Source organism: Streptomyces sp. NPDC054047 (assembly GCF_055585065.1).
The window spans coordinates 671963-686468 of record NZ_JBVJKV010000001.1; the positions used below are offsets into that span (position 1 = coordinate 671963).

The 14506-nt window shown below is 72.6% G+C and carries 11 protein-coding genes and 1 pseudogene; 3 read left to right on the forward strand and 9 right to left on the reverse strand.

Annotation, left to right across the window (positions count from 1 at the left end; genetic code table 11):
* From ACZ6ZP_RS03120 to ACZ6ZP_RS03130, 3 genes are read right to left on the reverse strand one after another with little or no spacing between them, the layout of a single operon-like run.
* Positions 1-1083 (reverse strand): glucosidase family protein, encoded by a 1083-nt coding sequence (locus ACZ6ZP_RS03120; protein ID WP_366462100.1) that lies wholly within the window; start codon positions 1081-1083, stop codon positions 1-3.
* On the reverse strand, positions 1080-1823 hold the full coding sequence (locus ACZ6ZP_RS03125) for a class I SAM-dependent methyltransferase (protein ID WP_351159880.1): 744 nt from the start codon (positions 1821-1823) through the stop codon (positions 1080-1082). Before ACZ6ZP_RS03125 ends, ACZ6ZP_RS03120 begins: the two co-directional genes overlap by 4 nt.
* A complete protein-coding gene (locus tag ACZ6ZP_RS03130) occupies positions 1823-3220 on the reverse strand; it encodes a glycosyltransferase family 4 protein (protein WP_351159883.1) in 1398 nt (465 codons plus the stop codon). Before ACZ6ZP_RS03130 ends, ACZ6ZP_RS03125 begins: the two co-directional genes overlap by 1 nt.
* Before the next feature lie 221 nt (positions 3221-3441).
* On the opposite strand from ACZ6ZP_RS03130, the gene ACZ6ZP_RS03135 reads away from it, so the two are divergent.
* Both ACZ6ZP_RS03135 and ACZ6ZP_RS03140 read left to right on the forward strand, forming a co-directional pair.
* Positions 3442-4077 (forward strand): TetR family transcriptional regulator, encoded by a 636-nt coding sequence (locus ACZ6ZP_RS03135; RefSeq protein WP_351159885.1) that lies wholly within the window; start codon positions 3442-3444, stop codon positions 4075-4077.
* Positions 4078-4573: 496 nt separating this feature from the next.
* Positions 4574-4816 (forward strand): annotated as a pseudogene (locus ACZ6ZP_RS03140) (LuxR C-terminal-related transcriptional regulator); the annotation flags it as partial.
* Here the strand turns inward: ACZ6ZP_RS03140 and ACZ6ZP_RS03145 are convergent.
* From ACZ6ZP_RS03145 to ACZ6ZP_RS03170, 6 genes are all read right to left on the reverse strand, one after another.
* Positions 4742-6631, reverse strand: a complete 1890-nt coding sequence (locus tag ACZ6ZP_RS03145; protein ID WP_469405335.1) for an ATP-binding cassette domain-containing protein — start codon at positions 6629-6631, stop codon at positions 4742-4744. The pseudogene ACZ6ZP_RS03140 and the gene ACZ6ZP_RS03145 sit on opposite strands and share 75 nt — an antisense overlap.
* On the reverse strand, positions 6628-8355 hold the full coding sequence (locus ACZ6ZP_RS03150) for an ABC transporter ATP-binding protein (RefSeq protein ID WP_469405337.1): 1728 nt from the start codon (positions 8353-8355) through the stop codon (positions 6628-6630). Before ACZ6ZP_RS03150 ends, ACZ6ZP_RS03145 begins: the two co-directional genes overlap by 4 nt.
* Before the next feature lie 156 nt (positions 8356-8511).
* Entirely contained in the window at positions 8512-8634 is a 123-nt protein-coding gene (locus ACZ6ZP_RS03155; protein WP_351159892.1) for a SapB/AmfS family lanthipeptide, read from the reverse strand.
* 45 nt (positions 8635-8679) lie between these two features.
* On the reverse strand, positions 8680-11307 hold the full coding sequence (gene lanKC, locus ACZ6ZP_RS03160; protein ID WP_469405338.1) for a class III lanthionine synthetase LanKC: 2628 nt from the start codon (positions 11305-11307) through the stop codon (positions 8680-8682).
* Between the two features lie 206 nt (positions 11308-11513).
* A complete protein-coding gene (locus tag ACZ6ZP_RS03165; RefSeq protein WP_344521034.1) occupies positions 11514-11747 on the reverse strand; it encodes a ferredoxin in 234 nt (77 codons plus the stop codon).
* Positions 11747-13213: an aldehyde dehydrogenase gene (locus ACZ6ZP_RS03170; protein ID WP_351159897.1), complete on the reverse strand. Its 1467-nt coding sequence runs from the start codon at positions 13211-13213 to the stop codon at positions 11747-11749. Before ACZ6ZP_RS03170 ends, ACZ6ZP_RS03165 begins: the two co-directional genes overlap by 1 nt.
* A 221-nt stretch (positions 13214-13434) precedes the next feature.
* Here ACZ6ZP_RS03170 and ACZ6ZP_RS03175 point away from each other — a divergent pair, with 221 nt between their 5' ends.
* Positions 13435-14484: an MBL fold metallo-hydrolase gene (locus ACZ6ZP_RS03175; protein ID WP_469405341.1), complete on the forward strand. Its 1050-nt coding sequence runs from the start codon at positions 13435-13437 to the stop codon at positions 14482-14484.
* Positions 14485-14506 lie beyond the last annotated feature (22 nt).

The window sequence follows — 14506 nt, forward strand, 5'->3', positions numbered from 1 at the left end:
CTACTGGGCCGCCCCGCAGCACTCCGGCGCGAGGCCCACCGGCAGGCGTTCGCCCGAGAACACCGCGCAGGTGGCCTCGTCGCCGCCGAGTGCCGCCACCGCGAGCAGCAGGGAGCCCGCCGTCCATGTCGTCAGTTCCTCGGGCCAGATCGCCTTGTCGTCGAAGACGTAGCCCGTCCAGTAGAGGCCGGACTCCGCGTCCCGCAGGTGCTGGATCGACTGGAGGATCTCCAGGGCCCGGTCGGACTCGCCCAGCACCCACAGGGCCAGGGCGAGTTCGGCGCTCTCGCCGCCCGTCACCCAGTTGTTGGGGATGACGCAGCGCACGCCGAGGTCCGGCACCACGAAGCGGTCCCAGCCCTCCTCCAGGCGGGCCTTGGCCTGCGCGCCCGTCAGCGCGCCGCCGAGGACCGGGTAGTACCAGTCCATCGAGTAGCGGTCCTTGTCCAGGAAGCGCTCGGGGTGGCTGCGTATGGCGTGGGCGAGGGCGCCCGTCGACAGCTCCCAGTCCGGCTGCGGCTCCTCGCGCTGCTCGGCGATCGCCAGGGCGCAGCGCAGCGCCTGGTGGATCGATGAACTGCCCGTCAGGAGCGCCTCGTCGACCGGCTGGCCGCCCGGCTCCCGCTTCCAGCCGATCTGGCCGCCCGGCTGCTGCAGCGCGAGGACGAACTCCACCGCGGCCACCACCGTCGGCCACAGCCGGTCCAGGAACGTGTCGTCGCCGGTCGAGAGGTAGTGGTGCCAGACGCCCACGGCGATGTACGCGCAGAAGTTCGTCTCGCGGCCCCGGTCCGTCACGTCGTGCGGATCGCCGTCGGCGTACGCCGCGTACCAGGACCCGTCCGGATTCTGGTGCCGCGCCAGCCAGTCGTAGGCGCGGGCCGCCGCCGCGTGCTCGCCGGCCGCGTCCAGGGCCATGGCGGCCTCGGTGTGGTCCCACGGGTCCAGGTGGTGGCCGCGGAACCACGGGATCGCGCCGTCCTCGCGCTGGACCGCCAGAATCCCGCGGACCGTCCGGGTGGCCTGATCGGCCGTCAGGACGCCGGGCAGGACCAGGTGTTCCGTCCGCTCCGGGCTCGTCACGCGTCGGTCTTCGCGTCGGTCTTCGGCAGGTGCGGCTTCGTCGCGTACGCCACGAAACTCTTGCCCACGACCGGGTTGAGCAGCTGTTCCGCCACCTTCGTGGCCAGCGGTTTCTTCATGATGTCCCAGACCAGGAGCTTGTGGTACGCCCGCACCGGCAGCGCCTTGTCGTTGTCCACGCCGAACGCGCACTTCAGCCACCAGTACGGCGCGTGCAGCGCGTGCGCGTGGTGCGTGCCGTACGGCTTCAGCCCCGCTTCGCGCATCCTGCCGAGCAGTTCGTCCGCCTTGTAGATGCGGATGTGGCCGCCCTCGACCTCGTGGTACGCGTCGCTGAGCGCCCAGCAGATCTTCTCGGGGCCGTAGCGCGGCACGGTGACCGCGATGCGGCCGCCCGGCTTCAGGACGCGGACCATCTCCGCGAGCACGCCCTTGTCGTCGGGGATGTGCTCCATCACCTCGGAGATGATGACGACGTCGAACGAGGCGTCGGGGAAGGGAAGGTTGAGCGCGTCGCCCTCCATGGCGGTGGCGGTCGCGCCGGCCGGCGCCTCGCCCGCCTCCTTCATCGCGGCGAACCACTTGGCGACCTCGCGGATCTCCTCGGCGTTCTGGTCGAGGGCCACCACCTGGGCCCCCCGCCGGTAACACTCGAAGGCGTGCCGGCCCGCGCCGCAGCCCAGGTCCAGGACGCGGTCGCCCGCGGCGAGCGGGAAGCGGGTGAAGTCGACGGTCAGCATCAGCGATGGCTCCCGGAGTACGTCGGGGTGGTGGCCGCGGGGCGGCCGGATTGCGGGGCCGCGATGGGGGTCCCCCCGCGCGAGTTGGTTCGGGCGTGGGGGGCGGCGATCGCCGCGCGGTACAGCTCTGCGGTGCCCTGGGCGGCGCGGGCCCAGGTGAATTTGGCGAGAACACGCTCACGGCCCGCCGCGCCGAGGCGGGCCCGCAGCTCGCGGTCGCCGAGCAGCCGGCTCAGGCCCGCGGCGAGCGCGCCGGGATCGGCGGGCGGCACGGCCAGGCAGGTCTCGCCGTCCGGGCCCGCGACCTCCGGGATCGCGCCGCCGGTCGTGGCGAGCAGCGGCGTGCCCGTCGCCATCGCCTCGGCCGCGGGGAGCGAGAAGCCCTCGTACAGCGAAGGGACGCACGCGACCTCGGCCGAGCGGACCAGGTCCACCAGCTCCTCGTCGGTGATGCCCTTGACGAACTCGATGGCGCCCTGGAGGCCGTACTTCTCGATGGCCTGCGCCACCGGGCCGTCCTCGGCGCGCTTGCCGACGACGACGAGATGGGCGGCCGGGTTCTCGGCGCGGACCTTGGCGAGCGCCTCGACGAGGTAGATCAGGCCCTTGAGCGGGACGTCCGCGCTGGACGTCGTGACGATCCGGCCCGGCACCTCGGCGACCGCCGGGTCCGGCGAGAAGAGGTCGGTGTCGGCGCCGATGTGCACGACGTGGATGCGCTCGTCGCGTACGCCGAGGTGGTCGACGATCTCCTGGCGCGAGGTGCCGGAGACGGTGAGCACGGAGGGCAGGCGGCGGGCCACGCGCTTCTGCATGCGGGTGAACGCGTACCAGCGGCGCACCGACATGCGGCGCCGCCAGCTGGGCGCCGCCTCCAGGTCCAGCCTCCGGTCCACGGTGATGGGGTGGTGGATCGTCGAGACGAGCGGGGCGCCGAGGTCGCCCAACAGGCCGTAGCCGAGTGTCTGGTTGTCGTGCACGACGTCGAACTCGCCCCGCCTGGCCCGCAGATGGCGGCGGGCGCGCAGGCTGAACGTCGCGGGTTCGGGGAAGCCGCCGGTCCACATCGTCGCCACTTCGAGCGCGTCGACCCAGTCGCGGTACTCGTCGCGCTTCGGCGTGCGGAAGGGGTCGGGCGAGCGGTAGAGATCGAGGCTCGGCAGCTCGGTGAGCGTGAGGCCTTCGAGGCCCTCGTCCAGGACGGGGTAGGGCTGCGCGCCGATCACTTCGACGCTGTGGCCCAGGCGGGCCAGCTCGCGCGAGAGGTGCCGCACGTAGACGCCCTGGCCCCCGCAGAACGGGTTTCCCTTGTACGTGAGGAGAGCGATGCGCAACGGACGCTCCCCATCGGCGCCCGGCCCCGTCCGGGGGCCCGCCTCCATGGCCTCAGCGGTCACTCTCGGCCCCCTTCTCCCTGCGGTTGTCCGCGAGGTTACGCCGGGACGGTAATCTAGAACAAGTTTCAGACTTGATCGTTGAATGATCGCTGAACGAGCTTTGAATCTACCGGCAGGTAGCCGCGCTGTAAGGCCCGGATCAGGTGATTCGCGCCACGGCTGGTCCCCTGCCATGCTGGCCCACCACCTCACCGGACCGGGACGACGGAACAACGGGACCTATGACAGCGGAAGCCAAGGCAGCGGAAGTCGCAGCAGCTGATCCGGCGTCGCCGCCCCTGACCGAACGGCAGGAGGCGCGCCGCCGCCGCATCCTGCACGCCAGCGCCCAACTCGCGAGCAGGGGCGGGTTCGACGCGGTGCAGATGCGCGAGGTCGCGGAGTCCTCCAGCGTGGCCCTGGGCACGCTGTACCGCTACTTCCCCTCCAAGGTGCATCTCCTGGTCGCCACCATGCAGGACCAGCTCCAGCACATGCACACGACGATCCGTAAGCGCCCGCCCGCGGGCGAGACGCCCGCCGAGCGGTGCGCCGAGACGCTGATGCGGGCCTTTCGCGCCCTGCAGCGCGAGCCGCATCTGGCGGACGCGATGGTCAGGGCGCTGACCTTCGCCGACCGTTCCGTGAGCCCCGAGGTGGACACGGTCTCGCGGCTGACCACGGCGATCATCCTGGACGCGATGGGCCTGGCGGAAGCGCCGACCCCCGAGCAGCTCTCGGCGGTCCGGGTCATCGAACACACCTGGCACTCCGCGCTGATCACCTGGCTCTCGGGCCGTGCGTCGATCGCACAGGTCAAGATCGACATCGAGATGGTGTGCCGCCTGATCGACCTGACGTCTCCTGATACCGCATAGAGCTTCGCGTATTGCCCGGAACCGCCCGGTCCACACCCCCTGAATCGGGGCACGGGGGGGCGCACGCGCGCCTGGCAATTGCGCCCCTGAGCCTCTCCTGGTCCCGCTTGGCCAGTTCTCGCATCCGTACGGGCCGTCGGCGCCGCTATGAATGGTCTACGTGCTGAATGAAGCGACCGGGACCGAAATAGGCGGAGACCTGGAGGAGCGAGACGTGATCCGGGTACTTCTCGTGCACGACGCCTGTCTGTTGCGATCGGCTCTGGCGGAACGCCTCGCCCGTGAGCCGGATCTGGAGGTGTCCCATGCACCGTGGCACAACGTCCGCGAACGAACCGTCGCGGTGCGTCCCGACGTCTGTGTGGTCGACCCCGACGGCGACACGGCGTACGCGTCCGTCGAGTTCGGGGAGCAGTCCCATCCGGTCAGCGGCGGGCTCGGCAGCCCGCTCCTCGTCCTGGTCTCCGGGAGCCGGCCAGGGCTGCTCCGGCGCTGCATGGAGGCGGGCGCCCTCGGCTATGTGGACAAGGCGAGCCCACCGGACCGGCTGCTCACCGGGATAAGACAGGTGGCGGCGGGCCTGCGGTTCGTGGACGAGTCCCTGGGTTTCGGCTTCCTGAAGGCCGCTCAGATGCCGCTCACGCACCGGGAGTTGATGGTGCTGTCACTCGCCGCCGGCGGCGCGCCCGTCGCCGAGATCGCGCACCGCCTGCATCTGACCAACGGCACGGTGCGCAATTACATGGCCGCCATCACCCGCAAGACGGGGGCCCGCAACAGGATCGACGCCATACGGATCTCGCGCGGGGAGGGCTGGGTGTGACGCCCTGTCCTTGGGGTCGGCGGGGCCCCAGTTGCCGGAGAGTTCGCGGTAGAGCGAGGAACTCTCCAGCAGTTCCTCGTGGCCGCCGCACAGGGTGTGCGTCCCGTCCATCACCAGGATCCGGTCGGCGCGGCGGGCCGAGCTGATGCGGTGGGCGATCACCACGAGGGTGCCGCCGGGCCGCGCCGCGAACGCCCGCTCGGCGCGGGCCTCCGCCACCGGATCGAGGTGGCAGGTGGCCTCGTCGAGCAGGGCGAGGGGCGCATACGAGACATAGGCGCGGGTCAGTGCGACCAGCTGCCGCTCCCCGGCGGAGAGCGCGGCGGGGTCGACGGCGGCCTCGAGCCCGCCGAGCCGCTCGATCACGCTACCGAGCCCGACGGCCGACGCGGCGGCCAGCAGCTCCGCGTCGCCGACGGCGTCCGCCCGCAGGTACTCCAGGTTCTCCCGCACCGTCCCGCTGAAGACGTACGCCTCCTGCGGGATCAGCACCCGCCGCCCGACGGCCTCCTGCCCCCGCACCGGCCGCCCGCCCACGCGGACCACCCCCTCCCCCGGCTCCAGCAGCCCCGCCACCAGACCGGCCAGCGTCGACTTCCCGATCCCGCTGGGGCCGACGACCGCCAGGTGGCCGCCCTGCGGGACGGTGAGCGTCAGGTCCCGTACGACGGGCTCGGCGAGCGGGCCGTAGGCGAAGGTGACGGAGGAGAGCTGGAGGGCGGGTTCCCCGTCGGGCACGGTCGCCCGCACGCCCTCCGGGTCCGGCTCGGGCGCCCGCTCCCCCGGGGACCACGTCAGGCGGCGCAGCACGATGGCCAGGCGGGAGCCGCTCGTGCCCAGGCCGTTGATCAGGTTGTGCAGGGCCGGGAGCAGGGCCTGGGTGACGTAGGCGATCGCCCCGACCAGGGCGCCCGGTGTCACCCCCTGGTTCAGCAGCCAGGGAGCCGTGACCAGGAGCAGCACGAGCGGGAGCTGGCCGCCGGTCGCGAGGGCCGCCGTGCGCAGGACGCCCCAGCGGGCGAGGGCGCGGGCCGCCGCGTACTCCGTGGCGATACCCCGGTCCAGGTCCTCCGCCACGCCCTGTTCCGCGCCCGCCGCGGCGACGTCCCGCAGCCCCGGCGAGATCGCGCCCAGTTGGCCCGCGATGCCCTCGTCCGCGACGAGGAACCGCTCCTGGCGCCGGGCCAACGGGCGCAAACTCGCCACGAACAGCGCGACACCGGCGAGGAGAGGCGGCGCGACCACCAGGAGGAGGAGCGGCGCCAGCGAGAACAGGCCGATCAGCGCGCCCACCGCCGTGAAGAGGAAGGAGCGCGAGACGAGGACCAGGCCCGCGAAGGTGTCCCTGGCGATCTCCACCTGCTGGGTGAGCCGGGACACGGACCCCCCGTCCGCGTCCCGCAGCCCCCGGCCGACGACCTGCCGCACCAGGGTGTCCCGCAGCGGCTCCACCAGATCGGCGACCGCGCGGTACACCCGCCCGGTGCCGTACGCGGCCACGACCACGCCGAGCCCGGCCGCCCCGAGCCACCCCAGGCCGACCGACTCGCGCCCCGCGAGGAACCCGTCGTCCAGGGCTTTGGCCAGGGCGTACCCGGTGAGGAAGGTCTGCCCGGTCTCCAGTACGGACCAGAGGGCGAGCCGCAGCACGACCGGCCACCTGCGCCGCAGGAAGCGGACGCCCCGGCGGTAGGGGCCCCGCGGGGGCCCGCCGAAGGCCTGTCCCTTCACGCGCCGAACACCTCCCGGTACTCCGGCCGCTCCCACAGCTGCGCGTGCGTCCCCACCGCCCTGATCCGGCCTTCGTGCAGCCAGGCCACCGTGTCCGCGCGGGCCGCCGTCGCCGCACGGTGGGCGATGATCAGGCGGCTGCGGTGCGGGGTGTGGTGGAGCACGGCCTCGGCGATGTGGTGTTCCGTCACGGTGTCCAGGCTCGACATCGCGTCGTCCAGGATCAGGATGCGCCCGCCCCGCGCGAACGCCCGCGCCAGGCCGAGGCGTTGGGCCTCGCCTCCGGAGAGGGGCGCCTCCCCGCAGGGCGTGGCGTAGCCGCCGGGGAGGCGGGTGATGAAGGGGTCCGCGTGGGCGGCGCGGGCGGCCTCGCGGATGCGGGGCGGTGCCGGGCGCGGTGCTCCGAAGCCGATCGTGTCCTCCAGGGTCGTGCCGAGCAGCGCGGGCCGCTCGAAGGCGTAGCCCACCTCGCGGCGCAGCTCCTCGCGGCTGAGGGCGCGCAGGGGGACGCCGTCGAGTCGTACGTCCCCCTCGTCGGGGTCGGCGAGGCGGCCGGCGACGGACGCCAGAAGGGACTTGCCCGCGCCGGAGCGCCCGACCACGGCGAGCGTGCCTCCGGCGGGCACGGTCAGGTCGACGCCGTCGAGCACGGTGCGCCCGCCCCGGGTCACCTTGACCCCTCGTATCTCCAACTTCCCGTCGCCCGGCGGGAGTTCCTCGTCCCCGTACGCGGTCGCGGGCTCCGCGAGCACCTCCCCCAGGCGCCGCGCCGCGGCCCTGGCCCGGACCAGCGCTCCCAGCTGTCCGACGAGCATGCCGATGCCGGTGGCGAGCACCGCGTACCGGGAGGCGGCCAGCAACTCGCCGACGCTGATGCGATCTTGGACCACCAGGTGGCCCGCCACCGCGACGACCGCGATCTGCAGGAGGGGCGCGACCGCGACGGCCTGCGCCTGGGAGCGGCCCTGGACCCGCCACATCCGGTGTCCCTGACGGGAGAGTTCGGGCAGCGCCCCCAGGACGCGCCCCGCCTCCTTGTCCTCGGTGCGCGCGGCCGCGATGGTCCTGGCCCCGCCGATCGCCTCGCCGAGGCGCCCCGCGATGTCACCCTGGACCTGCTGGTAGCGCGCCACGCAGTCGGACGAGACGCGCACGAACGCCCGCAGGAGCAGGACGAGGACGGGCGCCCCGACGACGAACACCACGGCGAGCCGGCCGTCGATCAGGGCGAGGGCCACCACGGCGCCGACGGGCGCGACCAGGGCGGCGCCGAGCGCGGCGAGGGTGGCGGGCGCGACGCCCGCGTGTGCCGCGTTGTCGATGAGGCGGGCGACCAGGTCGCCGGGGGCGAAGCGCGCGGTGGCGCGGGGCCCGACGGCAAGCACATGGCGTCCGACACGGCCGCGCAGCCAGGCCGTGGTGCGGGCGTTGGTGGTTCCGGTGAGGACGCCGTCGCAGGCGTCCAGGAGCGCGCTCGCTGCGATGAGCGCCGTGCACACGAGGAGCCAGCGGGTGGCGTCGGCGCCGACGTGGCCGGCCGCGTGCCCGGCGAGGACGGCGTCGAGGGCGCGGCCGATCGCGAACGGCAGGAGGAGGCTCGCGCCCGCTCCCGCGACGCTGCACAGCGCCAGGGCCGCGCAGCGGGCGGCGCTGTAGCGGGTCGCGGCCTTCAACAGGCCCGCGTCGTGGTCGGGTCGGGGAGGCCGGGTGGTCGTGGTCGCCATGCGGTCCGGGTCCTCGCAGTCCTCGTGTCCGTGGCGGAGTGGCCGTGGCGGCCGTCCGTGACGGGGTGTCCGTGGCATCGATGGATCCGGGCGGTGCCTCTGGATGAGGCCCCGCCCGGTCCCTCACGAACCGTGCCGATCAGGCACGGGTCGGCGTCACAGACAGAGCAGCACGCTCGCGTCGCTCCAGCACAGCAGCAGGCTCACCTGGCTGCCGCCACCGCCGCCGCCACCGGTCATCTCGTCGGACTCCATGCTCTGCAGGTCGAGAAGCGCCATGATCTTCCCTCTCATTTGGGGACGCAATTGTCCTTATGGGTGGTGTCACGACCCCGCTGGGTGGCGGGACCGGCTCTGGGGCCGCCTGAGCGGCGGCAGGAAGGGGACGTGTGCTCCGCCGTCCCCCAGGGCGGCGGCGAGCGCGAGGAGGCAGCCCGCCGTTCCGGTGTGCAGGTCCATGGACAGGCGCAGCATCTGGTGTCCGGGGAAGGCGAGTTGGCCCGCGTACGGCATGGCGAACCAGCCGAGTCCCTCGATCTGCGCGGCGACGTCCTCGGGGGTGATGCCGGGCGCGGTGCTGCGGTTGATGTGCAGCAGCAGTCCGGCCCGCCCCTGGAACAGACCCGGCTGTACGCAGAAGCGTGAGCGCGCGGTGGCCAGGATGCCCGGCCGCGCGGCCTCGAACCCGGCGTCGTCCCGGTGCGCGAGGTAGTCGTCGACGACCATCCCGATGCCGACGCTGCCGTCGCCGAGGTAGGGCATCGTGCGCCAGCCCTCGTCCACGCCGAGGCTGCCGTCCGCCCGTGCCACGCACCGGCCGAGGTCGGCGCGCAGGGCCCGCTCCGCCAGGTCGAGGAGCGCGGGGTCGCCGCTCCGCTCGTGGAGCCGCAGGAAGAGGAGTGCGGGACCGGTGGCCCCGTGCAGCAGTCCGGCCCGTGGCCGCCCCTTCGGGGGGCTCTCGGAGGTCAGCCGCTCGCCGATCAACTCGGCTGCGCGTAGGGCGTGTTGGGCCAGTTCTTCCTCGCCGGTGCTGTGCGCGAGGGAGTCGAGGGCGAGGCCGAGTCCGGCCAGGCCGCCGTCCAGGTCGGAGGGGAGCCGCTGCCAGTTCTCCCGCAGGACGAGCTCCATCAGGTCGAGCGCGCGGGTGCGGTGACCGAGCCGGTCCAGTACGTGGGCGATGCCCGCGAGGCCGTTGTTGAGCCCGAGCGGCGTGCCGGGCGGGGCGGGTTCGGTGTGCTTGAGGAGCCAGCGCTCGCCCTCCTCGTAGCGTTCGGCGCCGCTCTCGGCGAGGGCGAGCAGCACTCCGGCGGCGCCGTGCGCGAGTCCGAGCCCGCCGCCGTCGGTGAACTGCGCGATGTCGCCGGGGAAGAGCCGGTCGTCGCGCTCCGGGGTGGCCGACGCGAGGATCGCCTTGACCATCGAGTCCCGGCTGTAGGGCCAGTCGGCGACGTCGACGAGCGGCGCGCCCGGCCCTCCGGCCGTCTTGGCCGCGCCCTTCGCGCGGGCCTGCTCCTGGCCGCCGCGCTCGATCTCCGCCACCGCATCGGCGAGGAACTCGCCCGGCACATCGGGGAATTGGGACGCGATGACCTCGGCGAGGTGCGCCGCCTTGCCCCGGTCGACGGCGAGCAGGGTGGTGATCGGCAGGAAGAGGGCGAGCCGCAGACAGGCGAGGGCGTAGCGGTCGACGTCCACGCCCTCGCGGTCGGCGGGTGCGATGAACCCGGGGTGGGCCACGACCTGCCGGCCGCCCTCGCCGACCCGTGTCGCCGCCTCGAAGTCGAGGAGGGAGACGGACTGTTCGTCGGGCGCGACCATGATGTTGAACATGTGGAGGTCGTTGAAGACGACGCCCCGCTCGTGCACGGCCGCGACGGCCTCCTCGACGGCGCGGTGCATCCGCAGCGCCCAGGCGGTGTACGTGGCGATCGCGTCGGCGTCCGGCTCGCTGACGAGCAGCGGATGCCGGTCCGCGAAGAAGGAGTTGAGGGTGCGGCCCTCGACGAAGTCCATGACGAGGAAGCGGTGGCCGCCGAGCTCGAACCAGTCGCGCACCTCGGGCGCGACACCGAGGCCCGCCAGCCTCTCGAGCGCGTCCCGCTCGCGCTCCAGGCGGGCCACGGCGTCGGCCCCGTCGGATGCCAGGCCCGCGTGCGGCCGGCCTTCCTTCAGGACGACCTTGCGGCCGTCCCGGGTGTCGGTACCCGCGTAGACCCCGCCGCCGTTGGAGAAGTGCAGCGCCTTCTCCATGCGGTACGGCAGGTCGGTGGTCGTCGTGTTGTTCCGCGCCGCCAGCTGGGACTCCAGGAACGGCGGCAGCTTCACCCACTCGGGGACCCGGAAGGCCGGGTCGCGCGAGTCGGGGACGAGGACGCCCCGGTCGTTCTCGATCGCGGGGACGAGGCTGCCGCGCTCGTTCACGCACATGCGGCGGGTGAAGGCGCCGTACCTGACGTACAGCGGGCCCTCCTGCCACCGCAGGTCGGTGAGGATGTAGGGGCCCTCGTGCCCTTCGAGCTCGCGGCCCAACGCGGCGAGGATCGCGTGCAGTTGTTCCTCGTCGGCCGGGTAGATCGTGGCGAACTTGCCGCTGCCGTCGCGTCCCGCGTACTTGCTGTTGCGCAGGTGCAGCAGGTGCCGTCCGGCGATGAACTTGAAGGGGACGGAGCGCGGCACGCAGTGGTCCCAGACCGCCGCGGCGATCCGGTCGGCGTTCTCCAGCGTGGCGGACACGTGGATCTTCCAGCCCTGCTGGGGCGCGGGCCGTGCGTGCCCGTCCTCGTCGACGGGGATGAAGGTCAGCCAGTCGCCCTCGCGGGCCGACCGCCATCCCTGCGGGACCGGACGTCCCGCCGTGCCGAATTCGGGGGCGGCCTTGCCCGCGGACAAGCGGTCCGGAGTCTCGTAGAAGTACCTGTCGGCCAGACAGTAGACCTCGTACCGCTTGTCCACTGCGTCCCCTCCCCATGTCGTCTGGAGGAGAGATTTCCAGGCCGCAAAGGGGAGGGACAGTCACGGATGTCATCGATCGGGCATGCGGAACGCATGGGTAAAGTCCTGTTCGCACACGTTCGAGCACACATAATGGGCACAAGGCATACACAAATCGGCTCGGACGGCGTCACGGAAGCAAAAGTCCACCGCCCGGACGGACCCCGTCAGTCCTCCGGCGGGAAGACGACCTCCCCGCTGCCGGACAACGTGATCGTGATCGCCTCGACCGGGCATCCCTCGGCCGCTTCGAGCACCTTCTCGTTGGCGTCGGTCTCGGGGTCCGCGGGGTGCGACTGGCGGGCGGAGTCGAGCGCGAACCCGCCCGGCGCCGTGATCACGCACATCCCGGAGCCGATGCAGACCGAGCGGTCCACCTCGACGTGCCAGCGGTCACCCATCAGGCACCGGTCCCCTCATAGCCCGCGGGGAGGTGGATCATCTTGTGCTCGAAGTACTCGCCGTACCCCTCGGGCCCGAACTCCCGCCCCAGACCGGAGTTCTTGTAGCCGCCGAACGGGCCGAGCATGTCGAGGCTGAAGGTGTTCACCGAGTACGTTCCGGTGCGCACCCGGCGTGCGACGTCGATGCCGCGCTCCACGTCCCCCGTCCACACGCTGCCGCTGAGCCCGTAGTCCGAGTCGTTGGCGATCTTCACCGCCTCGCTCTCGTCGCCGTACGGGAGAAGGCAGATGACCGGGCCGAAGATCTCCTCGCGGGCCACGCGCATCGAGTTGTCCACGCCGCCCAGGAGCGTCGGCTCGACGTACCAGCCCTCGTCGAGCCCGGCCGGACGGCCGCCGCCCGTCAGGATCTTGGCGCCCTCCTCCTGGCCGATGCGGATGTAGTCGAGCGAGCGCTGCTGCTGGCGCCGGGCGACGAGCGGGCCCAGTTCGGTCTCCGGGTCCAGCGGGTCGCCGACCTTGAGCGCACCGGCCGCGGCGGCGAAGGCCTCGGCGAACTCGTCGTAGCGCGTGCGCGGCACGAGGATGCGGGTCTGGGCCACACACGCCTGGCCGTTGATCATCCAGGCGAAGGGGACGATGCCGGCGACCGCGGCCGACGCGTCCGCGTCCGGCAGGATCACCGCGGCCGACTTGCCGCCCAGCTCCAGGGTCACGCGGGTGAGATTGCGGGCCGCGACCTCCATGACGCGCTTGCCCGCGCCGACGGAACCGGTGAAGGACACCTTGTCGACGCCGGGATGCCCGACGAGGTACTCGCTCACCTCGCGGTCCGCCGAGATGATCGAGAGCACGCCCTGCGGCAGCCCCGCCTCGGTGGCGATCTCGGCGAGTATGTACGCGTCGAGCGGCGCCTCGGGCGAGGTCTTGAGGATCACCGGGCACCCGGCGAGCAGCGCGGGCGCGAGCTTGGCCGCCGCGGTGAACTGCGGGACGTTCCACGGCACCACGGCCGCCACGACGCCGACCGGTTCGCGCCGGACGAGGATCTTGCCGAGCGCTCCGTCGCGCGCCTCCTCGTACGTGAAGTCGCGCGCGACCGTGAGCGCCGAGTCCCAGACCATCATCGCGGCGAGGGCCTGCACCATGACGCTGGAGGTGTACGGGGTGCCGTTCTCGGAGCTGATGACGCGGGCGATCTCCTCGTGCCGCACGGCGAACGCGTCCTTGATCCTGGTGATGACCTCGATCCGCTCGTCCAGCGTCATCCGGGGCCAGGGGCCCTCGTCGAAGGCCTTGCGCGCGGTGGCGACGGCCCGGTCGACGTCGGCGGGCGCGGCGTGCGGCACCCGCGCGAAGACCTGGCCGGTGTGCGGCGAGATCACCTCGATGACGCCCTTGCCGTGCGGGTCCACCAGCTCCCCGCCGATGAAAAGCTGTCCGTGTTCCACGAGCTCGGTCATGGCTGACTGCCTCCTGCGGGATTCCGCCTGCGCGCGGCACGCTTTCTGACACTGTTTCAGAACTGATACCAGTTCTAGTTCCACTAGTCCACGGAGGGCAAGACTCAAGTAGCCTGACGAAACGGTCGACTTGGGCGATCATTGGAACTAGTTCTAGTTAGGGTGACGACGGCCGTGGTCGTGGCTGTGGCCGTGCGACGGATACGAGATGAGGGCGCCCGATGACGCAGGTGACCGATCCGCAGGTGACCGAGCACGGCGGGGGCGTGTGGAGCATCAAGGTCCCGATCCCGGACAACCCCCTGGGCTTCACCCTCGTCCACCTCCTGGACACGGACGCCGGCCCGGTCCTCATCGACACGGGCTGGGACGACCCCACCTCCTGGGACGCCCTCGCCTCCGGCCTCGCCGCCTGCGGCACGTCCGTCGAGGCGGTGCACGGCATCGTCATCACCCACCACCACCCCGACCACCACGGCCTGTCGGCCAAGGTCCGCGAGGCATCGGGCGCGTGGATCGCGATGCACGCGGCGGACGCGTCGGTCGTGCGCCGCACCCGGAGCGGGCCGCCCGCGCGCTGGTTCGACTACATGGTGGAGAAGCTGACGGCCGCCGGCGCCCCCGCCGACCACCTGGCCCCGCTGCTCGCCGCCCGTGACGCGGGCCGCTCGCCCCGCCTCCCCGGCTTGGCCGCCGCGCTCCCCGACCGCGACATCACCCCGGGCGAGCTGCTCGGACTGCCGGGGCGCAGACTCCGCGCGATCTGGACCCCCGGCCACACCCCCGGCCACGTCTGCCTGCACCTGGAGGAGGAGCACCCGGCGCGGCTGCCGGGCCACGGACGCCTGTTCTCCGGCGACCATCTGCTCCCCGGGATCACCCCGCACATCGGCCTGTACGAGGACCCCGACGACGACACCGTCACCGATCCGCTCGGCGACTACATCGACTCCCTGGAGCGCATCGGCCGCCTGTGCCCCGCCGAGGTGCTCCCCGCCCACCAGTACGCGTTCACGGACGCCCCGGCCCGCGTGCGGGAGATCCTGGACCACCACGAGGAACGCCTGACGGATCTGCTCGCCCTCCTCGCCGAGCCCCTCACGCCCTGGCAGCTCGCCGAGCAGATGGAGTGGAACCGCCCCTGGGCCCAGATCCGCTACGGCTCGCGGAACATCGCGGTCTCCGAGGCCGAGGCCCATGTGCGGCGCCTGGTGAAGCTGGGGCGGGCCGAGGCGGTCGGCAACGATCCGGTGCGCTACCGGGCGGTGTGACCCTCCGGCCGGGGGCGGGCAC

Coding starts and splice junctions, on each gene's coding strand:
- ACZ6ZP_RS03165 (WP_344521034.1), bottom strand. CDS start 11,747: ATGGGTGACCGCTGGCACGTCGAGGTGGACCGCTCGGTCTGCATCGGC.
- ACZ6ZP_RS03135 (WP_351159885.1), top strand. CDS start 3,442: ATGACAGCGGAAGCCAAGGCAGCGGAAGTCGCAGCAGCTGATCCGGCG.
- ACZ6ZP_RS03175 (WP_469405341.1), top strand. CDS start 13,435: ATGACGCAGGTGACCGATCCGCAGGTGACCGAGCACGGCGGGGGCGTG.
- ACZ6ZP_RS03155 (WP_351159892.1), bottom strand. CDS start 8,634: ATGGCGCTTCTCGACCTGCAGAGCATGGAGTCCGACGAGATGACCGGT.
- ACZ6ZP_RS03150 (WP_469405337.1), bottom strand. CDS start 8,355: ATGGCGACCACGACCACCCGGCCTCCCCGACCCGACCACGACGCGGGC.
- ACZ6ZP_RS03125 (WP_351159880.1), bottom strand. CDS start 1,823: ATGCTGACCGTCGACTTCACCCGCTTCCCGCTCGCCGCGGGCGACCGC.
- ACZ6ZP_RS03170 (WP_351159897.1), bottom strand. CDS start 13,213: ATGACCGAGCTCGTGGAACACGGACAGCTTTTCATCGGCGGGGAGCTG.